19 protein-coding genes are annotated in these 21,453 nt (G+C 67.0%); 11 read left to right on the top strand and 8 right to left on the bottom strand.

Annotated features, from left to right (window positions below; all coding sequences use genetic code 11):
* Positions 1–255 precede the first annotated feature (255 nt).
* From rpmH to ACZK2R_RS23490, 6 genes are all read left to right on the top strand, one after another.
* On the top strand, positions 256–396 hold the full coding sequence (gene rpmH, locus ACZK2R_RS23515; RefSeq protein WP_005411729.1) for a 50S ribosomal protein L34: 141 nt from the start codon (positions 256–258) through the stop codon (positions 394–396).
* A 5-nt stretch (positions 397–401) separates the two neighbouring features.
* Complete coding sequence (gene rnpA, locus ACZK2R_RS23510) at positions 402–896, top strand: ribonuclease P protein component (protein WP_021203275.1); 495 nt, start codon at positions 402–404, stop codon at positions 894–896.
* Positions 896–2,611 carry a membrane protein insertase YidC gene (gene yidC, locus ACZK2R_RS23505; RefSeq protein ID WP_049399025.1) on the top strand — a complete coding sequence of 572 codons (1,716 nt, stop codon included), beginning with the start codon at positions 896–898 and terminating at the stop codon, positions 2,609–2,611. The genes rnpA and yidC overlap by 1 nt, the downstream gene beginning before the upstream one ends.
* A gap of 115 nt (positions 2,612–2,726) precedes the next feature.
* Positions 2,727–5,399, top strand: a complete 2,673-nt coding sequence (locus ACZK2R_RS23500; protein ID WP_180837987.1) for a polysaccharide deacetylase family protein — start codon at positions 2,727–2,729, stop codon at positions 5,397–5,399.
* Between the two features lie 3 nt (positions 5,400–5,402).
* The gene (gene mnmE / locus ACZK2R_RS23495) at positions 5,403–6,752 is read left to right on the top strand and encodes a tRNA uridine-5-carboxymethylaminomethyl(34) synthesis GTPase MnmE (RefSeq protein ID WP_180837988.1); all 1,350 of its coding nucleotides are present in this window, start codon (positions 5,403–5,405) and stop codon (positions 6,750–6,752) included.
* Positions 6,753–7,022: 270 nt separating this feature from the next.
* Positions 7,023–8,138, top strand: a complete 1,116-nt coding sequence (locus ACZK2R_RS23490; RefSeq protein ID WP_180837989.1) for a glycerophosphodiester phosphodiesterase — start codon at positions 7,023–7,025, stop codon at positions 8,136–8,138.
* A 145-nt stretch (positions 8,139–8,283) separates the two neighbouring features.
* On the opposite strand, the gene ACZK2R_RS23485 is transcribed toward ACZK2R_RS23490, so the two are convergent.
* Both ACZK2R_RS23485 and ACZK2R_RS23480 read right to left on the bottom strand, forming a co-directional pair.
* Positions 8,284–9,054, bottom strand: a complete 771-nt coding sequence (locus tag ACZK2R_RS23485; protein WP_049400340.1) for a rhomboid family intramembrane serine protease — start codon at positions 9,052–9,054, stop codon at positions 8,284–8,286.
* Between the two features lie 106 nt (positions 9,055–9,160).
* Positions 9,161–10,123, bottom strand: coding sequence for a TerC family protein (locus ACZK2R_RS23480; protein WP_049400341.1), 963 nt, complete (start codon positions 10,121–10,123; stop codon positions 9,161–9,163).
* Between the two features lie 365 nt (positions 10,124–10,488).
* Between ACZK2R_RS23480 and ACZK2R_RS23475 the strand changes: the two genes are divergently transcribed.
* Together ACZK2R_RS23475 and ACZK2R_RS23470 are read left to right on the top strand one after the other, a co-directional pair.
* A complete protein-coding gene (locus ACZK2R_RS23475) occupies positions 10,489–11,658 on the top strand; it encodes a class I SAM-dependent rRNA methyltransferase (protein WP_180837990.1) in 1,170 nt (389 codons plus the stop codon).
* Between the two features lie 178 nt (positions 11,659–11,836).
* Entirely contained in the window at positions 11,837–13,078 is a 1,242-nt protein-coding gene (locus ACZK2R_RS23470; RefSeq protein WP_180837991.1) for a dipeptidase, read from the top strand.
* Between the two features lie 92 nt (positions 13,079–13,170).
* Here the strand turns inward: ACZK2R_RS23470 and ACZK2R_RS23465 are convergent, their stop codons facing one another.
* From ACZK2R_RS23465 to ACZK2R_RS23445, 5 genes are all read right to left on the bottom strand, one after another.
* Positions 13,171–14,598 (bottom strand): amino acid permease, encoded by a 1,428-nt coding sequence (locus ACZK2R_RS23465; RefSeq protein WP_032128498.1) that lies wholly within the window; start codon positions 14,596–14,598, stop codon positions 13,171–13,173.
* Between the two features lie 177 nt (positions 14,599–14,775).
* Positions 14,776–15,465, bottom strand: a complete 690-nt coding sequence (locus tag ACZK2R_RS23460) for a suppressor of fused domain protein (RefSeq protein ID WP_219630944.1) — start codon at positions 15,463–15,465, stop codon at positions 14,776–14,778.
* A 5-nt stretch (positions 15,466–15,470) separates the two neighbouring features.
* Entirely contained in the window at positions 15,471–15,899 is a 429-nt protein-coding gene (locus ACZK2R_RS23455; RefSeq protein ID WP_125892579.1) for a hypothetical protein, read from the bottom strand.
* Positions 15,896–16,525 carry a leucine efflux protein LeuE gene (leuE, locus tag ACZK2R_RS23450; protein ID WP_005411716.1) on the bottom strand — a complete coding sequence of 210 codons (630 nt, stop codon included), beginning with the start codon at positions 16,523–16,525 and terminating at the stop codon, positions 15,896–15,898. The genes ACZK2R_RS23455 and leuE overlap by 4 nt, the downstream gene beginning before the upstream one ends.
* Positions 16,526–16,540: 15 nt before the next feature.
* Positions 16,541–17,512: a LysR family transcriptional regulator gene (locus ACZK2R_RS23445; RefSeq protein WP_125892577.1), complete on the bottom strand. Its 972-nt coding sequence runs from the start codon at positions 17,510–17,512 to the stop codon at positions 16,541–16,543.
* A gap of 91 nt (positions 17,513–17,603) precedes the next feature.
* On the opposite strand from ACZK2R_RS23445, the gene ACZK2R_RS23440 reads away from it, so the two are divergent.
* Positions 17,604–18,611, top strand: coding sequence for a zinc-binding alcohol dehydrogenase family protein (locus ACZK2R_RS23440; RefSeq protein WP_125892575.1), 1,008 nt, complete (start codon positions 17,604–17,606; stop codon positions 18,609–18,611).
* Positions 18,612–18,732: 121 nt separating this feature from the next.
* Here ACZK2R_RS23440 and ACZK2R_RS23435 read toward each other — a convergent pair whose 3' ends face one another.
* Positions 18,733–19,338 carry a glutathione S-transferase family protein gene (locus ACZK2R_RS23435; protein WP_071228676.1) on the bottom strand — a complete coding sequence of 202 codons (606 nt, stop codon included), beginning with the start codon at positions 19,336–19,338 and terminating at the stop codon, positions 18,733–18,735.
* A 45-nt stretch (positions 19,339–19,383) separates the two neighbouring features.
* Here ACZK2R_RS23435 and ACZK2R_RS23430 point away from each other — a divergent pair, with 45 nt between their 5' ends.
* The gene (locus tag ACZK2R_RS23430; protein ID WP_049400349.1) at positions 19,384–20,919 is read left to right on the top strand and encodes a DNA recombination protein RmuC; all 1,536 of its coding nucleotides are present in this window, start codon (positions 19,384–19,386) and stop codon (positions 20,917–20,919) included.
* 71 nt (positions 20,920–20,990) lie between these two features.
* Positions 20,991–21,389: a hypothetical protein gene (locus ACZK2R_RS23425; protein ID WP_071228677.1), complete on the top strand. Its 399-nt coding sequence runs from the start codon at positions 20,991–20,993 to the stop codon at positions 21,387–21,389.
* Positions 21,390–21,453 lie beyond the last annotated feature (64 nt).

The following is a 21,453-nucleotide window of genomic DNA, read 5'->3' as shown; positions in this document are numbered from 1 at the left end:
CAGCAATAATCGTCCGGTGGCCGGGGCATGGACGCGACAAGGCGCCCAAACACAGGCCGGAAAGGGGGGAAATGGATGGCTCAGACTACCACCGAGCGCCCGCCTTCGGAATGCTTGTCCCCTACTTATTCACAAAAACATCCACAGCTATTGCACAGCCCAGTGAATTCGCGTAGCTGCCAGGGGTTGACTTGGGGCGGGGTACCTCTCTAGAATTTCCGGTTCTTTCCGTCCCATTCATACGAGAGGCCCCCAATGGCCACGAAGCGCACCTACCAGCCCAGCAACCTCAAGCGTAAGCGCGACCACGGCTTCCGTGCCCGTATGAAGACCGCTGACGGCCGCAAGATCCTGTCGCGTCGCCGCGCCAAGGGCCGCAAAGTCCTGAGCGCCTGATTGCCATGCCGCACATCGCGGCAGACGCAATCCCTTCGACAGTGAATACTGCAGACCCGCGCAAGCGATTCCCTCGCTCTGCGCGGGTTCGCACGCGTGCCGAATACTCAACGGTCTTCAACGGCGCCCGCCGTGTGTCCGATCCGCTGATGACCCTGCACTGGCTGCCGGCTGACCGGCCGGCCAGGCTGGGTCTGGCGGTTTCCCGCAAGGTTGATCCGAACGCCGTCGGGCGTAACCGGATCAAGCGCGTCCTGCGGGACATCCTGCGTCAGACACGTACCGATATCCAGCCAGGCGACTTTGTCGTCGTGGCTCGAAGTGCTGCGCGTTCCGCCAGCAACGACGAGATCCGCCAGGCCTTCCTGCGCCTGCTGCGTCGCCTGCGTGCATTGCCCACGCCGGGCGTGGACGGCACAATGCCGCCGCCTGATGGCATCGCAACTCCTTCTTTGACCGAGCCGGCATCGCGTCCCGGCCCCGCCGAGCCTGTCCGCTGATGAACCAGACCCGCGTATTCCTCATTTTTGCCTGGCTGATGGTGGCCGTGCTGCTGTGGATGGAGTGGAGCCGTGAAAAGGCTGCTCCGACCCCGGCACCGACGACCACGTCGGCCCCGGCCGCCGCACAGAGCGTTCCGGGCGCAACCCCGGGCGCCATCCCCAGCGCCCAGGTGCCGGGTGCCCCCGGCCAGGCCGCCGTGCAGGCCCAGGCCAGCGCCACCCCGGCCAGCCAGCGAGTGACCGTCACCACCGACGTGCTGCGTCTGGTGCTCGACGGCGGCCGCGTGCTCGATGCCGAGCTGCTGCAGTTCCCGCAGACCAAGGACGAAGGCAGCCCGCCGGTCCGCCTGCTGACCGAAGACCCCGCGCACCCGTACAGCGCGATCAGTGGCTGGGCCAGCGAAGACAAGAACACCCCGGTCCCCGGCGCCGACGGCTTCAAGCTGGTCGGTGACACCAAGGACTTCGTGCTGGCCAAGGGCCAGAACGAGCTGCAGATCCCGTTCGTGTGGACCGCCGACAACGGTGTGACCATCAAGCGCACGCTGACCGTCTCGCGCAACGAGTATGCCGTGCGCTTCAAGGATGAAGTCAGCAACGCCGGCGCCGCGCCGTGGAACGGCTACGTCTACCGCACCCTGGACCGCACCCCGACCATCCTGTCGCGGAGCATGACCAACCCGGATTCCTTCAGCTTCAACGGTGCCACCTGGTACGACAACGACAAGAAGTACCAGCGTCGTGCGTTCAAGGACTACCTGGAAGACGGCACGCTGAACCAGAACATCACCGGCGGCTGGCTGGCGATGCTGCAGCACCACTTCTTCACCGCCTGGATCCCGCAGAAGGACCAGACCGCACACTACGTGCTGTCGCAGGTGGCCGGTCGTGACCTGATCGAAGCGCGTGGCCCGGCCTTCACCGTGGCCCCGGGCCAGTCCACCAGCACCGAAGCCCGCCTGTGGGTCGGCCCGAAGCTGGTCAACCTGATTGCCAAGGAAGACGTGCCGGGCCTGGACCGCGTGGTCGACTACAGCCGCTTCTCGATGATGGCGGTGATCGGCCAGGGCCTGTTCTGGGTGCTGAACCAGGTGCACAAGCTGGTCGGCAACTGGGGCTGGGCGATCGTCGGCCTGGTGGTGCTGCTGAAGCTGGTGCTGTACCCGCTGTCGGCGACCCAGTACAAGAGCGGCGCCAAGATGCGTCGTTTCCAGCCGCGCATCGCGCAGCTGAAGGAACGCTATGGCGATGACCGCCAGAAGTTCCAGACCGCGATGATGGAGCTGTACAAGAAGGAAAAGATCAATCCGATGGGCGGCTGCCTGCCGATCCTCATCCAGATGCCGATCTTCTTCGCCCTGTACTGGGTGCTGGTGGAATCGGTCGAACTGCGCCAGGCGCCCTGGTTCGGCTGGATCCAGGACCTGACCGCACGCGACCCGTACTTCATCCTGCCGGTGATCAACGTGGCGGTGATGTGGTTCACCCAGAAGCTGACCCCGGCACCGGGCATGGACCCGATGCAGCAGAAGATGATGCAGTTCATGCCGCTGGTGTTCGGCGTCATGATGGCCTTCATGCCGTCCGGCCTGGTTCTGTACTGGGTGGTCAACGGCGGCCTGGGCCTGCTGCAGCAGTGGTGGATGACCAAGCGCCATGGCGGCGAGCCGGTCCCGGCCACCACCGCCCCGGCCCCGGTCAAGAAAAAGTAATCGGTAGAGCCGGCCGCTGGCCGGCTGACCCCAGCAGAAGCCCGCCGCAAGGCGGGCTTTTCGCATGCGGCGTTAGAATCGCCGGCACACCGTTCCTCCATCCATCGAGTCCGCCATGCCGCGTGCGTCGTCGTTCCGCCTGTTCCTGCCCTCGCTGTTGTTGACGCTGGTTGTTGCCGGCTGCGGCGACAAGGACGCGAAGGCGCCGACGACCACGGTGACCCAGCCCAGCGCGCAGGCCGCGGCCGCCGCCGATCCCGCCGCCGCGCCGTTGCTGGCTGCGCTGCAGAAGCAGCTCGACGGTTACCGTCGGATCATCGTGCTGCTGGCCGACGAAGAACAGCAGTCGGCCGCCGACCGCGGCACCTCCACGCGTGTGGGCCAGCAGCTGTTCCATGATGGCCTGGAACAACGTACGGCCATCGCCGCGCAGTTCGACACCCTGCTGCGCGGTTCCAGTCCGCAGCGCTTCGCCACCCTCGGCACCGTGCTGGACTACATCGAGTCGGCGCCGGAACTGTTCGATGCCGACCGCTTGGCCTTCCGCGAAGTGCTGCGTGATCTGCATGAGCGCATTGGCACGGATTCGTCGCTGCCGGCGGTGAAGCTGCATCAGCGCATCGGCGAGGACCTGGAGGCGCTCGACGAGATCGAACGCAACTACAACCAGGAACTGACCCGCATCTTCAGCCGCTTCGAGCGCACCCGTGCCATCGAGCTGAAGCGTGAGAAGTGGGACGACTACATCGCGCACCTGCACAAGGACTACAGCCGCGAAGCGATCCTGCGCGACTATGGCGTGATCGAGCCGTACCCGATGTCGATGAAGGACAGCGACCGCGAGATCTTCGGCCGCGACCTGCCGGCCAAGACCGTGGTGCTGACCTTCGACGATGGCCCGCACAAGGCCTACACCGATGAAGTGGTGGCCATCCTCAAGCGCTATGACGTGCCGGGCGTGTTCTTCGAGGTAGGTCGCAACCTGGGCAAGGTCGAGGCCGACGGCAAGGTCAGCCTCGGCCCGATGGCGAAGATCAGCCGCAACCTGATGGAAGAGGGCTATGCGGTCGGCAACCACAGCCTGACCCACGCACAGCTGTCGCGCACCACCGGCGACGCGCTGCGCCAGCAGGTGCTGGACACCGACACGCTGCTGAAGGACGTGGACAGCAAGCGCGCGCCCCTGTTCCGCTTCCCGTACGGCGCGCGCAACGCCGAAGGCCTGCAGCTGCTCAACGAGGCCGGGCTGAAGTCGATCATGTGGAACATCGACTCGATGGACTGGGCCGACCCGGTACCGGAGTCGATCGTGCAGCGCGTGCTCGACCAGGTGAACAAGGAACAGCGCGGCATCATCCTGTTCCACGACATTCACGATCGTGCGGTGAAGGCGCTGCCGCAGATCCTCGACCGGCTGATCGCCGATGGCTACCAGTTCGCTGGCTGGAACGGCCGCGACTTCACCGTCGCCCGTGCGCGAAAGGGCGACGCCGGTGCCGCCACCGTCACCACCGGCTACGAGAAGTCCTGGGCGATCGTGGTCGGCATCGACAACTACGCCAAGTGGCCGAAGCTGGAATACGCCAGCCATGATGCTCAGGCAGTGGCCGATACCTTGACCGGGCAGTTCGGCTTCCCGTCCTCGCAGGTGATCGTGCTGAAGAACGAGCAGGCCACCCGCAACAACATCCTGGCCGCTTTCCACGACCGCCTGGCCGACGACCGCACCGGTAAGAACGATCGCGTGTTCGTGTTCTTCGCCGGTCATGGCGCGACCCGCCAGCTCGCCTCCGGGCGCGACCTCGGCTACATCATTCCGGTCGATTCGGATCCGAAGGAATTTGCCACCGACGCGATCGCGATGACCGACATCCAGAACATCGCCGAAAGCATGCAGGCCAAGCATGTGATGTTCGTGATGGATGCCTGCTACAGCGGCCTGGGCCTGACCCGTGGCGGCCCCTCATCGTCGTCGTTCCTGCGCGAGAACGCCCGCCGCAGCGCGCGGCAGATGCTGACCGCCGGTGGTGCCGACCAGCAGGTGGCCGATGCCGGCCCGAACGGCCATTCGGTGTTCACCTGGGTGCTGCTGCAGGCGTTGGCCGGCAAGGGCGACCTCAACGGCGACGGCCTGATCACCGGTACCGAACTGGCCGCCTACGTGGCGCCGGCGGTCTCGGCGGTCTCGCACCAGACCCCGGCCTTCGGCAGCCTGCCCGGTTCGCAGGGCGGCGAGTTCGTGTTCCAGGTGCCGGACAGCCAGGAATTCCTCAACGCCGATACGCGCCAGCTGACCGCCGATGCGATCGCGCTGAACAACAAGGTGGATGCCGCCAGCGAGGCCAAGGGCAGCCAGGCACCGGTAACCGTGGCCGACCTGCAGGGTGGCAAGGCCAAGCTGGTGGTGCCCACCGCCGGCCCGGCGTCCGACCGCCAGCGCGCGCAGCAGGCCAATGACCGTGGCCTGCAGCTGTACCGCGAGAAGCAGTACGACGAAGCGGTAGCCCAGTTCACCGAGGCGCTGAAGCTGCGCCCGGACTTCGCCCAGGCCGCCAACAACCTCGGCTTCGTCTACTACCGCCAGCAGCGCTATGCCGAAGCGGCGCGCTGGCTGGAGAACACACTGAAGATCGACCCCTCGCGCGCCGTGGCCTATCTCAACCTGGGCGACGCCTACTTCAACGCCGGCGACAAGGCCAAGGCCAAACAGGCCTACACCACCTACCTGGCGCTGCAGCCGCAGGGCAGCGGCGCGGCCCAGGCGCGTGCGCAGCTGGAGAAACTCTGAGCCATGAACGACGCGATCCGCACCGACACCATCGTGGCCATCGCCAGTGCGCCCGGCGCCGGCGGTGTCGGCCTGCTGCGCCTGTCCGGCCCGCGCGCTGCAGCGATTGCCAATGCGCTGGGTGCACCTGCACTGCGTCCGCGCCACGCGCACTACGCGCGCCTGCGTGATGCCGACGGCGAGGTCATCGACGATGGCATCGTGCTGTGGTTCCCGGCACCGAACAGCTTCACCGGCGAAGAGGTGGTGGAGCTGCAGGGCCATGGCAGCCCGGTGCTGCTGCAGCAACTGGTCGCGCGCTGCATCGCGCTCGGTGCGCGCCAGGCGCGCCCGGGTGAGTTCAGCGAACGGGCGTTCCTCAACGGCAAGCTCGACCTGGCCCAGGCCGAGGCCATCGCCGACCTGATCGCCGCGGGCGACAATCGTGCCGCGCGCGCTGCACGCCGTTCGCTGGATGGTGTGTTCTCGCGCCGCATCGACGCCGTGGTCGAACAGCTGGTGCTGCTGCGCATCCATGTGGAAGCGGCCATCGACTTCGCCGACGAACCGCTGGATACCCTCGGTGGCGCGCAGGTGCGGCGTGGGCTGGAACAGGCGCGCAGCGACCTGGCCCTGCTGCGGCGGGATGCCGAGCGCGGCCGCCGCCTGCGCGATGGCCTGCATGCGGTGCTGATCGGGCCGCCGAATGCCGGCAAGAGTTCATTGCTCAATGCGCTGGCCGGCAGCGAACGCGCCATCGTCACCGACATCGCCGGCACCACCCGCGACACCCTGCGCGAGACCATCCGCCTGGACGGCCTGGAGCTGACCCTGGTCGACACCGCGGGCCTGCGCGACGGTGGCGACGCCATCGAACGCGAAGGCATGCGCCGCGCGCATGCGGAAATCGAGCGTACGGACCTGGCGCTGATCGTGCTGGATGCGCGCGATCCAGCGGCCGGCGAAGCGGCGCTGGGCGATGCCGTGGCGGCGGTGCCGCACAAGGTCTACATCCACAACAAGTCGGACCTGCTGGAGGCGTTGCCGGCACTGGACGATCCGGACCGCGTGTTCGTCTCGGCGGCCACCGGTGCTGGCCTGGAAGACCTGCATACCCGCCTGCGTTCGATTGCCTCGGCCGGGGCGGGCGAGCAGGTGGATGGCGAGTTCTCCGCGCGCACGCGCCATGTGGATGCGATCGAACGTGCGCAGGAACACGCGCAGCGCGCCGATGCCGAACTGGCGCATGAGCACCTGGAACTGGCTGCCGAGGAACTGCGGCTGGCGCATGATGCGCTGGGCGAGATCACCGGGCAGATGAGCGCCGATGACCTGCTGGGAAGGATCTTCTCCAGTTTCTGCATCGGCAAGTAAGGTCGGGGCCAGATCCCCGAAGGGATCTCTGACCCCGTCATCGATCAATCGCGCGGCTCATGCTCTGGCAGGCGCCAACCTTCGCCCTGGCAGGTGCCAACCTTCGCTCTGGTAGGTGCCAACCTTGGTTGGCACAGGGCGTCCGGGGTCATGGACGTCGGCTGGCAGAGCGCCGACCAAGGTCGGCGACTACCGGATCCATGGGGTCCCCCACCTGTCACATTGCCGCCGCATACTGACGCCCATCACATACCGCTTGGGGAAGTCGCAGTGAAGTCGTGGGGTTGTGCGTTGCTGTTGTCGCTGGCCGTGGCACCATCGGTGGCCATGAGTGCTGAATCCTCCACCCCGGCCGCGCACAAGGTGTCGGTCTATGGCCACCGCGGGGCAAGCGCACTGCTGCCCGAGCACACCCTGGCGGCCTATGCGCAGGCCATCGCCGATGGCGCCGACTACATCGAACCGGACCTGGTGATGACCAGGGACGGGGTGATGGTGGCCCGCCACGAGAACGAGATCAGTGGCACCACCGATGTCGCCTCGCATCCCGAATTCGCCAGCCGCCGCACCAGCAAGGTCATCGACGGGCAGAAGGTCGATGGCTGGTTCACCGAAGACTTCACCCTGGCCGAGCTGAAGACGCTGTACGCGCGTGAGCGCCTGCCGGAACTGCGCAGCACCGCCTACGATGGCCAGTTCCGCATCGCCAGCCTCGACGAGATCCTTGCCTTCCTGGTGCAGCAGGCCGGCCGCGCCAACCGCGGCATCGGCGTGGTGCCGGAGATCAAGCATCCGACCTACTTCCAGTCGATCGGCCTGCCGATGGAAGACAAGCTGCTGGCCGCGCTGCGCGGCAATGCCTATACCAACGTGGGCCCGGTCACCATCCAGTCGTTCGAGACCGCCAACCTGCGCTACCTGCGCGGCAAGATCGGGCGGGGCAGCAACATCCGCCTGCTGCAGCTGCTGTGGAAAGGCGATACCCAGCCGGCCGACATCGCCAAGGCCGGTGGCAAGCTGACCTACGCGCAGATGATGACGCGGGCCGGACTGAAGGAAATTGCCAGCTACGCTGACAGCATCGGCCCGGAGCTGCGCTCGATCATTCCGCTGGACGCCAAGGGTGCACTGGGGACACCGACCACGCTGGTACAGGACGCACATGCAGTGGGCCTGATGGTGATTCCGTATACCTTCCGCCCGGAGAATCATTTCCAGGCCAGCAACCTGCGCAAGGGCGCCGACAACGCGCGCAATGCCGAGGGGTCAATTGCCGAGATGCGCGCCTATCTGGCCACCGGCATCGATGCGTTCTTCACCGACGACCCGGCACTGGGCCGGCAGGCGGTGGATGGGATGGGCGCGGCGGGGAATACGGCGAACTGACCGGCCAATGCCGCCGGGCATGGCCCGGCGCTACCGGATGTGACGGAATGCTCTGGTAGTTGCCAACCTTGGTTGGCATGCAGCAGGAGCGCCGACCAAGGTCGGCCACTACCGGGTCATGAAGATGCCGGACCCCGTCACCCGATCAACCGCGCGGCTCGTCCGGCCGGCGGAACGGGATCACCACGTAGTCCTGGCCCTCGCGCGGCTGCCACAGCACCGGCACGCGCTGCGGTGACGGCGGCTCCAGCTCGTCGTCGGCCAGCGGTTCGACGTCTTCTTCTTCGTCTTCCCAGCTGTAGCGCGGGCGCGGCGGCAGCGGGTCGGCGTTGCGGAACAGCAGCGCAGCAATGATGCCGGCGAAGGCGCCGCCCATGTGCGACTGCCAGGACACACCATCGGCGTGCGGCAGGATGGTCATCAGCATGCCGCCGTAGAACAGCATGCCGATCAGGCCGGTGGCGATGGCCGCGCGATCGCGGCGCAGCAGGCCCAGGCTGGCCAGCAGGAACATCAGGCCGTGGGTCACGCCGCTGGCGCCCAGGTGCACGCTGCCCGGATTGCCCAGCATCCACGCACCGATGCCCGAGCCCAGCCACAGCAGGGGCAGGGCGCGCACGGTGGCTTTCGGGTAGACGCTGCCGGCCAGCGTGCCGAGGATCAGGATCGCGATGCTGTTGGCGGCGATGTGCTCGACCGAGGCATGCAGCATCGGGCCGCCGATCAGGCCAAGCAGGCCCTTGGCTTCCAGCGGCGCGACTGCCCACGGTCGCCAGTCGAACGTGCCCTGCAGGGCGAACACGGCCACCAGCACCAGCACGGCGGCCAGGCTGACATTGAACGCCCGCAGGATGCGCGAGCGGTCATTGCGGGGGGCCGGCACGTCGCCAGCGGGCAGGGGCGCGTTGTTGTTCATACCTCAGCAATGGCGGTGGTTGGTGCGAAACCAAGGCCACCGCCGCGGGAGAGTGGAAACGGCCGGCGGGACAATCCCACCGGCCGCGCCATCCAGCGGGTCAGGCTCAGGCCTGGCCTTCGCCTTCCTTCGGCGGGTACTTCAGGCTCAACACCACGGTAGCGGCGATGATCACCGCCACCACGCCCAGCGAGATCGGGGTCGGGATCTTGAACAGGTCGATGATCATCATCTTGATGCCGATGAAGCCCAGCACCAGCGCCAGGCCGTACGGCAGCAGGTGGAAGCGGTCGGCCATGCCGGCCAGCAGGAAGAACATCGCACGCAGGCCCAGCACCGCGAACACGTTGGAGGTGAGCACGATGAACGGGTCGGTGGTGATCGCGAAGATCGCCGGGATGCTGTCCACCGCGAAGATCACGTCGGTGACCGCGATCAGGATCAGTACCGCGAACAGCGGGGTGAACCAGCGCACGCCGTCGCGCTTCACGCTCAGCGCGTTGCCCGCGTAATCCGGCAGCAGGCGCAGGTGCTTGCGCATCCAGCGCAGGGCCGGGTTGGCTTCCAGATCGGGCTCCTGACCGGCGGCGAACCACATCTTCCAGCCGGTGAACAGCAGGAAGGCGCCGAACACGTAGAGCAGCCAATGGAACTGGGTGATCAGCACGCTGCCGGCGAAGATCATGATCGTACGCAGCACGATCGCGCCCAGGATGCCGATGATCAGCACCTTCTGGCGCTGCTCCTCCGGCACCGCGAAGTAGCTCATGATCATCAGGAAGACAAAGATGTTGTCGACCGCCAGCGCCTTCTCGACCAGGTAACCGGTCAGGAATTCGAGGCCGACCTTGTTGGCCACCACCTGGCCGGCGGTCTCATTCAGGTAGTACCAGAGGCCGGCATTGAACAGCAGGGCCAGCGCGACCCAGCCGATGGACCACCACAGGGCCTCCTTGAAGGTGACCTTGTGCGGTCCACCATGGCGCATCAACACGAGGTCGACCAGCAGGGCGATGACCACCACCGCTGCGAAGCCGCCCCACAACCACACGTTACCGATCGTCTGCATTGGGAATGTCCGTTGGAAAGATGAATGCCAGGCCGGACGGCGAGGATCTGCAACGGAGGATCGGGAGCGGGATCCAGGGACAGAGCTTCGCCAGTACGGCGAAGGTCTCGCTCGCAGTTCCAGTCGGCTGGAACTGCCGTTGCACCGGAGCCTGCGGGCTCGAAATGACGGCGACAACGTCTGGGAGCTACTCCCCTTCTGGCGCCGATTCTGCGGCCTGGCCGGGCTGCCGTCAAATGCCGGGTGGCCGGGGCCCCCGCTCTGGTAGGTGCCAACCTTGGTTGGCACGCCTTGCCCGGGCCGTTCAGCAACGCCCGTCGCGCCAGCTCGACTCTACGAAAGCGCCCCCCGGCTACAATAGGTGGATGAATACCCCCCTTCCGATTGTCCGCCTCAAGAATGCGTGGCGTTCCAGCCACCCGTGGATCTTCCAGAAACTGGTCGAGAAGCCGACCGTCCGGCCCAAGCCCGGTTCCATCGTCGACGTGGTCGGCGTGGACGGGGAGTTCATCGGCCGCGGGTTCTACAACGGGCACTCGCGCATTGCCGTGCGCATCCTCGAAACCGACCAGAACGTGCCGGTCGATGCTGGCTGGTTCTCGCGCAAGATCGCCCAGGCGGTGTCGCTGCGCCGTGAGGTGCTGAAGCTCGACGCGGTGTCCGACGCCTGGCGCGTGGTGCACAGCGAGGGCGATGGCCTGTCCGGCCTGGTGGTGGACCGCTACGGCGACCTGGTGGTGGTCGAATTCTTCGCCGCCGGCATGTTCCGCCACCGCGAGTGGATCTACGACGCCCTGCGCGAGCAGTTCCCGGGCTGCCGCTTCCACAGCTTCGCCGACGAGCACGTGCAGAAGCAGGAAAGCTTCGACTTCCACGGCAACACCACCACCGAAGCGGCAGTGATCACCGAGTACGGCATCAAGTTCCGCGCTGACCCGGCCGGTGCGCACAAGACCGGCTTCTTTGCCGACCAGCGCGAGAACCGCGAGTGGCTGAGCCAGCAGGTGGAAGGCAAGAGCGTGCTCGACCTGTGCTGCAACACCGGCGGTTTCGCCGTGTACGCGGCGGCGCGCGGCGCCTCGGACGTGGTCGGCATCGACATCGATGAAGACGTCATCCAGATCGCCAAGGGCAATTCGCGCCTGAACAACGTGCGCCCGAAGTTCGTCCAGTCCGACATCTTCCCGTGGCTGCGCGACGCCGCCAACCGCGGTGAGCAGTACGATGTGGTGATCCTGGACCCGGCGAAGATGACCCGCGACCGCGACCAGGTCATCACCGCGCTGAAGAAGTACCTGGACATGAACAAGCTGGCGCTGGGCGTGGTCAAGCCCGGTGGCCTGTTCGCCACGTTCTCCTGCACCGGCCTGGTGGCCGAGGACCAGTTCCTCGACATGCTGCGTCGTGCGGCCTACTTCTCCGGCCGTACGATCCAGATCCTGAAGGTGGCCGGCGCAGGCCCGGATCATCCGTTCATGGCCCACGTGCAGGAATCGCGTTACCTGAAGGCCGTGTTCTGCCGCGTGGTGGACTGACGGTCCGCTTCTGCGTTCGCCGGGCATGAATCATGTCCACTGCCCGGCGGTCAACTTTCCGCGCATTGCGATGCGTTCGTGAAAGTGGCGCCCCGTTGATGAGGGGGCGCAGCTCGACTCTACAAATCCGCGGTCCGCAGCGCTATGGTCGGGCTCTTCCCATTGCCGGTGAGAGCCCATGCCATCGTTGAGCCACCTGTCCGTCGTGCTTGCCCTGGCGCTGTGCGCGCCGCTGTCGGCTCATGCCATCGAGTTCAGCGCACAGGAGCTGGCGCGCGCCAAGGCCCTGCAGCAGCGCCTGGTCACCCTCGACAGCCACCTGGATACGCCGGCCAATTTCGGCCGAACCGGCTTCGACATCGAGCAGCGTCACGACCGCAACGCGCTTTCGCAGGTCGACTACCCGCGCATGGTCGAAGGTGCGCTGGACGGCGGCTTCTGGGCGATCTACACCGATCAGGGCGACCGCAGCCCCGCCGCGCACCTCGCCGAGCGTGACCATGGCCTGCAGCGGCTGCTGGAGATCCGCGAAATGCTGGCGGCCAACCCCGAGCGCTTCGCGCTGGCATTGACCGCCGATGACGCGGCGCGGATCAAGGCCGCCGGCAAGCGCGTGGTCTACATCAGCATGGAAAACGCCAGCCCGCTGGTGGAAGACCCGAGCCTGCTGTCGTTCTACCACCGCGCCGGCCTGCGCCTGCTCAGCACCGTGCACTTCGCCAACAACGAGTTCGCCGATTCGGCCACCGACCCCAAGGGTGCGGAGTGGAAAGGCCTGAGCCCGGCCGGCAAGGACCTGGTGCGGCAGGCGGTGAAGCTGGGCATTGTGATCGACCAGTCACATGCTTCGGATGCGGTGTTCGACGACCTGCTGGCGATGATGCCGGTGCCGTTCGTGCTCTCGCACAGCTCGGCCAAGGCGGTCTACGACCACCCGCGCAATCTGGATGACGCGCGCCTGCGCAAGCTGGCCAAGGCCGGCGGTGTGATCCAGGTGAACGCCTATGGTGGCTACCTGATCGACACCGCAAAGACGCCCGAGCGCAAGCAGGCCGAGGAAGCGCTGAGCAAGCAGCTGGGTGGCTGGGAAGGCATGGGCATCGAACAGGGCGTTGCCCTGCTGAAGGCCGAGCAGGCGCTGGACCACGAGCACCCGGTGCGCCATGCCAGCCTCGACGACTTCTTCGCCCACTTCGAGCACATCCTCAAGGTGGTGGGCCCCGAGCACGTGGGCATCGGCCTGGACTGGGATGGCGGCGGTGGCCTGAGCGACCTGCCCGATGTCAGCCAGCTGCCGAAGATCACCGCGTGGCTGCTGCGCAAGGGCTATACCGAGAAGCAGATTGCCGGCATCTGGGGCGGCAACCTGCTGCGGGTGATGCGCCAGGCGCAGGACTACGCTGCAAAGCAGGGCGGTTGACCGCCCTGCGGTAGTGCCGGCCGCTGGCCGGCATGGCCCGTATCAACAGGATGCGAGGTGCCGGCCAGCGGCCGGCACTACCGGTGATCCGGCTATTTCGCGATCAGCGCGTGGCGGCGGCTGTACAGGAAGTACAGCACCAGGCCGGCCAGGTTCCACAGCAGGAAGTACAGCTGGGTGCTGTGCGGCAGGCTGAGGAACAGATAGATGCAGCCCAGCGCGGCCAGCGGACCAACCACGAAGGCCAGCGGGGTACGGAAGGTACGTTCGCGGTTCGGCTCGCGCAGGCGCAGCACCACCAGGCAGATGCCCACGGCGGTGAACGCGGCCAGGGTGCCGGCATTGGCCAGCGCCGCGATCTCGTCCAGGCGGGCCACGCCGGCCAGCGCCGACACCACCACCGCGGTGAACAGCGTGGTCGCCACCGGCGTGCCGGTACGTGCGTTGACCTTGGACAGGCCACGCGGCAGCAGGCCATCGCGGCTCATCACGAAGAAGATGCGGCTCTGGCCGTACAGGAAGGCCAGCAGTACGGTCGGCAGCGCGATGATCGCGATCACGCCGATCACCATCGCCGCGGTCGGATGGCCCAGCTGACGCATGATCAGGGCCAGCGGCTCGGCGCTGTGGCCGAACACCGCGTAGCTCATCGCACCGACCGCGGCCAGCGCCACCAGCACGTAGACGATGGTGCAGCCGATCATCGAACCGATGATGCCGATCGACAGGTCGCGGCCGGGGTTCTTGGTTTCCTCGGCGGCGGTGGAGATCGCATCGAAGCCGTAGAAGGCGAAGAAGATGATCGCTGCCGCCGCCATTACGCCGTGTTCGACGCCATCAGGGCCCATCGACTTGGCAAAGCCATACGGCATGAACGGCTGCAGGTTGGCGCTGTCGAAGGCGGGCAGGGCCACGGCCACGAAGATGGCCAGCGCGATCAGCTTGAACACCACCAGGATGGCGTTGAGGGTGGCGCTTTCCTTGGTGCCGGCCATCAGCATGCCGGCCACCAGCCAGGTGATGACGATCGCCGGCAGGTTGATCATGCCGCCTTCCACGTGTGGGCCGGCCGCCAGCCAGGCGGGCAGGTGCACGTTCCAGCCGAACTGGGTGTGGACCCATTCGAGGAAGCCGACGAAGTAGCCGGACCAGCCCACCGCCACGGTACTCACCACCAGTGAGTACTCCAGGATCAGGCTCCAGCCCACCACCCAGGCGAACACCTCGCCCAGCGCGCTGTAGCTGTAGGTGTAGGCACTGCCGGCGGCCGGCATCATCGTCGACAGCTCGGCGTAGGACAGTGCCGCGCAGGCGCAGACCGCACCGGCGATGGCGAAGGAGATAAGCACGGCCGGGCCGGCCAGGTTGGCACCGACGCCGATCAGCGTGTAGATGCCGGTACCGACGATGGCGCCAATACCCAGCGCGATCAGGTGCGGCCAGCTGAGCGTCGGGATCAGGCGCCTGCCGGCTTCGTGGACGGTGACGGAATCTAGGGACTTGCGCCGGAACAGGGACATGCAGGCCTCGGAAGGGGTGACTAAGAACGACAAGTTCCCGAGTGTGACCGAACGCAGCGCAGCATTACCACTGACGGGGGTCATGCGAGGGTCAGATGCGTCACCGGCGCGGCTGTACTCCGAGCATTCTGCCGGAATCGGCACAAATGTTGGCAGGATTCGAAATGATTCGATCCCTCAAGGCGAGCCGGGAGGCGCTTGAAGCGTGAGAGCAGGGGCCAGATCGATGCTGACCCGCTGCGGATCAACCACTGGCGCCGCACCTTGGGTTCTCAACTGGGCCACCAGTACTTCGAAGCCCTGCGTGCGGCCGAACGCGTGCTCGTCCAGGGTCAACGGCAGCAGCTGCAGGAAGTCGAATCGTCCCGATGGCAGTTGCTGGGGTCCCGGGAAATGCAACGACGGAACGAAGACGGCCGCCTGCAGCATGCTCCCTGCGTGATCCACCGGCCCCCCCAGCTTCAGCCGGTCCCATGGCGCCAACGGATTGCCGGGCATGCGTGAGTGGCACAGCAGCAGGTGGTACGCGGTGAACCAGCGCAAGGTGGTCAGTGCCCAGGTCGCTTCTTCCTGCGTCTCAAGCATCAGTTCGATGCCCAACCCCGAATCGCCATCTTCGTGCCGCCCTTCCCAGGGGTTGGACAGGCCGGAGCTGACATAGATCCAGTGCCTTCGATCACCGTGCGGAGGGCAGGCATTGACGCCGACATGCAGCCAGCGCGGGTCGATCTGGTCCTGCTTGAAGACGTTGCGCAGCAGATCCATGTCGATCGGATAGATCCCCGGCCCGGTATCGCCGAACAACCGCCGGTACAGCGTCTCCTCCCGATATTCCCAGCTGCGCTCCAGCAGGGTGTCGTCGTCCATGGTGCTCACTCGGCCACCTTGCCGGGCCAGCGGCAGCCGTCTTCCTGCCAGGCCTCGACGTCATCGTGGAAGGTGGTGCGACGTCCGTCGCGGGCACGCTCGTAGCTCAGGTCCAGCACCAGCGCGCCCTGCGTGCTCAGCAGGTAGCGGCCGTTGAGGCGCCCGTTGATGCGCTCTTCCCAGACGCTGTCGAACTGGTAGGGGCGGTCTTCGGCCAGCACCGTGGTCTCCATTGAAACCCGGCGCAGCAGCAGGCGTTCGCGCTGCCCGGCATAGCGAACGTCGGCCTGGCCGTCATCCAGCCAACGCCATTCCAGATGGATGCCGTCATTGCGGCCGCCGCTCAGGCAGCGATGATCCTGTGCGGTGGCCGCCGGGGCGGTCGTGTTGGCCAGAAGCAGCAGGGCGCCCATCGCCGTCGGCCAGGGTTTCATCCGTTCAGCCCCAACCGGATGCCGAACCCCACCAGGAACAGGCCGGCCACGCGGCGCAGCGCATCGCTGATCCGCGGGTGCTGGATCAGCCGGCGACGGGCCAGGTTGCCCACGCCGATCAGCATCGAGCAGTAGGCGATGCTGACCACCAGGATGATACCGGCCAACGCCGCGAAGGTGGCGATGCCTTGGTGCGCCTTCGGATCGATGAACAACGGCAGGAAGGCCATGTAGAACAGGATCGCCTTCGGGTTGAGCAGACTGACCAGGATCGCCTGCTGGAAGTAGCGCCCCGGCTGCATGCGGATCGGACCGGCGTCGCCGCCCTCGTGCTTCGGCGTGCGCAGCAGGCTGATGCCGACCCACACCAGGTAGGCCGCACCCAGGTACTGCACGGCGTGGAACACCAGCGGGTTGGCCTTGAGCAGCGCCGCCACGCCCGCCAACGCCAGCCACATCAGGATCTGATCGCCGACCAGCAGGCCGGCCAGCGCGGTATAGCCACCACGCACGCCGCCACGGCCGGTGGCGGTCAGCAGGGTGAAGGTGCCGGGGCCGGGCAGGGCGAGAAACACCAGCACGGCGACCAGAAACGTCCACAGGTCCTGGATGCCCATCCACGGCATGGCGGCGTTCTCTTGTTACGTGGGGCCGCCATTGTCGGCCAGTGCCGCCGTTGGCGACAGGGGGCGGGTGAGGCCAGTGGGCATGCCAGACAGCAGCGGTTGCAGGTGCTGGCGCAGCTGCGCATGCAGTTGCCGTACCGCTGGCGAGAACTGCTTGCGGTGCGGGCATACCAGCTGCAGCGGGATGCTGCTGCCAACACCATCGAGCAGCAGCTGCAGGCGCCCGGCCAGCACGTCCTCGCGCAGGTCCAGCCAGGACTTGTAAGTGATGCCTTCGCCGGCCACGGCCCAGCGTCGCACTACATCGGCGTCGTCGCAGACCAGCGGACCGCGCACCGGAATCACGCTGCGACGCCCGTCGACCTCGAATGACCAGCGATCGTAGGCGCGGCCGTTGAGTTGATAGACCAGGCAGTCGTGCTCGCGCAGATCCTCCAGGCGGGTAGGCGTGCCGCGCCGCTGCAGGTAGCCGGGCGAGGCGGCCAGCACGCGTCGATTGCCTTCCAGCAGCGGCAGCGCGACGTAGCTGGCGTCGTCGAAGTGGCCGATGCGGATGGCCACGTCGACCGGGTCGCGGAATACATCGGCCACCTCGTCGGACAGGCGCAGGTGCAGGCGCAGCCGCGGGTGCGCGGCGCGGAAGGCGCTCAGCCAGGGCAGCAGCAGGTTGCGGCCGAGGTCCGAGGGCGCCGACAGCTGCAGGGTGCCGTGCAGCTCGGTGTCCTCGCCCTGCACACGCGCCTGGCCCTCGCGCAGGGTGGCCAGTACCTCCTGCGCATACGGCAGGTACAGCGCACCCTCGCCGGTGAGGCGCAGGCTGCGGGTGGTGCGCACGAACAGGCGCAGGTCCAGCTCGCGTTCCAGCCGCGCCACCGCCGCGGCGACCTGCCCGGGCAGCAGGTCGGCCTCGCGCGCCGCCTGCGAGAAGCTGCCCAGTGCGGCAGTGCGGACGAACAGCTGCAGATCGTCGAAGCGGATCATCTTCATTGCCAGAGTGAAAGTGCTGCCCGATTCTGCGCCTTTCTGTGGGAGCGCGTGCGGCGCAACCTGTCGCCTCCTTCCCCACTGGACCGCTGCCATGCGCGCCATTGCCTACACCCAAGCCGGCCTGCCGATCGATGATGCCCAGGCCCTGATCGACATCGAACTGGAGCTGCCGCTGCCCGGCCCGCGTGACCTGCGCGTGGCGGTACGTGCGGTGGCGGTGAACCCGGTCGACACCAAGGTCCGTCGCGCCGTGGCCACCGATGGCCCACGCGTGCTGGGCTGGGATGCGGTCGGCATCGTCGACGCGGTGGGCAGCGAGGTGACCCTGTTCCAGCCTGGCGATGCGGTCTACTACGCCGGCGTCATCGACCGCCCGGGCAGCAATGCCGAGTACCAGCTGGTGGACGAACGCAGCGTCGGCCGCAAGCCGGCCAGTCTGGATGACGCCGCCGCCGCGGCGCTGCCACTGACCGCGATCACCGCCTGGGAGCTGTTGTTCGACCGCCTGAGAATTCCCGAGGGTGGCGGCGAAGGCCAGACCCTGCTGGTGATCGGCGCTGCCGGCGGTGTCGGTTCGATCCTGGTGCAGCTGGCGCGGAAGCTGACGAAACTGACGGTGATCGGCACCGCCTCGCGTCCGGATACCCAGGACTGGGCGTACGCAATGGGTGCACACCATGTGATCGACCACAGCCTGCCGCTGGCCGAGGGCCTGGCGCGGCTCGGCATCAGCGAGGTACAGCACGTGGCCAGCCTGACCCACTCCGACCAGCACTACGCGCAGATCGTGGAACTGCTGGCGCCGCAGGGCCAGCTTGGGCTGATCGATGATCCCGGCCAGGTGGACGTGATGGCGCTCAAGCGCAAGGCGTTGTCACTGCACTGGGAGTCGATGTTCACCCGGCCGCTGTACAAGACCGCCGACATGCAGCGCCAGCATGACCTGTTGAACCGGGTGGCCGAGCTGATCGACACAGGCGTGCTGCAGACCACCCTGGGCGAGCATTTCGGGCGCATCGACGCGGCCAACCTGCGGCGTGCCCACGCGCTGCTGGAGAGCCACCGCGCCAAGGGCAAGATCGTGCTGGAAGGCTGGTAAGGCCCGGTTTTTCCTGTGGAGCCGAGCCTGCGCCCGGCTCTACAGCGTTTCATCCACGCATGGCGTGGATCAGCCGTGTCGACCAAGGTCGACACCTGCCAACAGCTGCGGAAGCCACTGCTCAGGCCACACCGTTGTCGACGTACTCGGCGAAACCGGGCTGCTGGCGTAGGCGTTCGAACCAGGCATCTACGTGTGCCAGTACCGGCTTGCTGCCCGGCGTGCTGCACCAGCGTTGGGTCGACAGCCCGAGCACGATGTCGGCCAGAGTGAAGGTGTTGCCCGCCACGTAGCCGTCGGTAGTGGCCAGCTGTGCATCAAGGACGCCCATCAGTCGGTTCCACTGCGCCAGGCTGGCCTCGGCACGGGCGTCATCCGGATAGTCCGGATGCTGGCGCACGCGCGCCATGAACACATGGCGCCATGCGCTGTTGAGGTCGCTGGCCTGCCAGTCCATCCACTGCTCCACCCGGGCCCGGTCCTTTGCTGCATGTGGCAGCAGATCCTCGCGACCGGCGCGTGCGGCCAGGTAGCGGCAGATGCTGTTGGATTCCCACAGCACGAAGTCGCCATCACGCAGCACCGGCACCTGCCGGTTGGGGTTCAGCGTGGCCAGCAGGTCCGGCGAGGGGGCCGGTTCGTGGTGCAGGGGCAGATCCAGCCCCGCGCACAGCCACAGCACTTTACGCACATTGATGGAGGTGGGCTTTCCGTAGAGGACGACCATGGTCCTGACGCAGCAGTTGAGACTCGGCCAGCCTACACTTGCCCCATGCAAACCGAATATCTGCTCATTGGCGGCCTTCTATTGGCCGTGCTCATCCTGCAGCTGGTCGCCCTGCTGCGCCGCCCGCCGCATGACCGCCTGGAACAGGCGGTGCGCGAGGAGGCGCGGGCCGGGCGCAGCGAGCTGCGCGAACAGCTCGATGGCTTCGCCCGCGCGCTGACCGATCTGTCCACCCGCACCGACCAGCGCCTCGACCTGCTGCGCGAAGCGCTGGGCGAAGATGCCCGCAAGGCGCGCGCCGAAGCGGCCGAGAGCCAGCAGCGCGGCGCGGCGTTGATGGGACAGCGGCTGCAGGAGCTGCGCGGCCAGCTGGAGACCTTCGGCCAGCAGCAGGAAGCCCGCATCCATGCGTTTGGCCAGCAGCTGCAGGAGCTCACCGGGCGTACCGATACCCAGCTCGGCGCGCTGCGGCAGACCCTGGTGGACGATGCACGCAAGGGCCGCGAGGAGGGCGCGCAGTCGCAGCAGCGCCTGACTGAAAGCCTTGGCCTGCGCCTGCAGGAACTGACCCAGCGCAACGAGCAGCGCATCGCCGAGATGCGCACGACGCTGGAAGAGCAGCTGCGCGCGCTGCAGAGCGACAATGCGCAGAAGCTGGAACAGATGCGCGTGACGGTGGATGAGAAGTTGCAGTCCACCCTGGAAACACGCCTTGGCCAGTCCTTCAAACTGGTCTCGGAGCGCCTGGAGCAGGTGCAGCGCGGCCTCGGCGAGATGCAGCAGCTGGCCACCGGCGTGGGTGACCTCAAGCGCGTGCTGACCAACGTCAAGACGCGCGGCAGCTGGGGTGAAGTACAGCTGGAGAACATTCTCGAGCAGACCCTGATCCAGGAGCAGTACGCGCGCGGGGTGAAGGTACGCCCGGATAGTGGCGAAATGGTCGACATCGCCGTGCGCCTGCCGGGCCGCAGCAGCGATGACACGCCGGTGTGGCTGCCGATCGACTCCAAGTTCCCACGCGAAGACTACGAGCGCCTGCTGGACGCACAGGAGCAGGGTGATGCCGAACTCGTACGCGTGCAGGGTGCGCAGCTGGAGCGTGCGGTGAAGGTGCAGGCCAAGTCGATCTGCGAGAAGTACATCGTGCCGCCGCACACCACCGACTTCGCGGTGATGTTCCTGCCTACCGAAGGCCTGTATGCCGAGGTGATCCGGCGCCCCGGCCTGGTCGATCTGCTGCAGCGCGACCACCGCGTGGTGGTCGCCGGGCCGACCACGATCACCGCACTGCTCAACAGCCTGCAGATGGGCTTCCGCACGCTGGCCATCGAGAAGCGGTCCAGCGAGGTGTGGAGCCTGCTGGGGGCGGTGAAGACCGAGTTCGGCAAGTTCGGCGATGTGCTGGACAACGTGAAGGCCAAGCTGGACCAGGCCAGCAAGCAGATCGACCAGACCGGGGTGCGCACCCGCGCGATCGCCCGCAAGCTGAGGGATGTCGAGTCGCTGCCGGTTGAGCAGAGCCGCCAGTTGCTGCCGGACGCGCTGCCAGCAGAGGAAGGCAGTGACGGCGACGAGGCCTGAGCCACGCTGACACGCCGCCTGCATCGCCGATGCGTATGCTGGCGGCCTGTCCGCCTCGATCAGGTATCGTCATGCGCCTGCGCCGCTTCACCAGCCTTGTCCTGACCGCGCTGCTTGCCGCCTGCAGCAGCGCACCACCGGCTGCCGATACGACCGCGGCACCTGCCGCAGCCACCAGCCCTGAAGCGGCCGAGGCGTATCGCGAAGCGCGCGACGTCGACTGCCAGGCCGCCGGCGGCAGCCTGCAGCGGCTCGGCCGGCTGCAGCGCGAGCAGTGCGTGATTCCCTATGCCGATGCCGGCAAGGCCTGCAGCCGCAAAAGCGACTGCACGGGCCAGTGCCTGGCCGGTCCCGAGGTGGCCGCTGGCAGCGCCGCTACCGGTACCTGCCAGCGCGATGTGCGCCAGAACTTCGGCTGCCGCCAGCGCATTGATGACGGCAAGGCGCAGGGCACGATCTGCGTGGACTGATCGTAGTGCCGGCCGCTGGCCGGCAACCGCATGAACCCTTGCGAACGGTCGCACGACTGCCGGC

It is taken from the genome of Stenotrophomonas sp. 96582_Sma, from assembly GCF_056480905.1.
The sequence above is the reverse complement of the archived record's forward strand: the minus strand, read 5'-3'. Positions and strand labels throughout refer to the sequence as shown.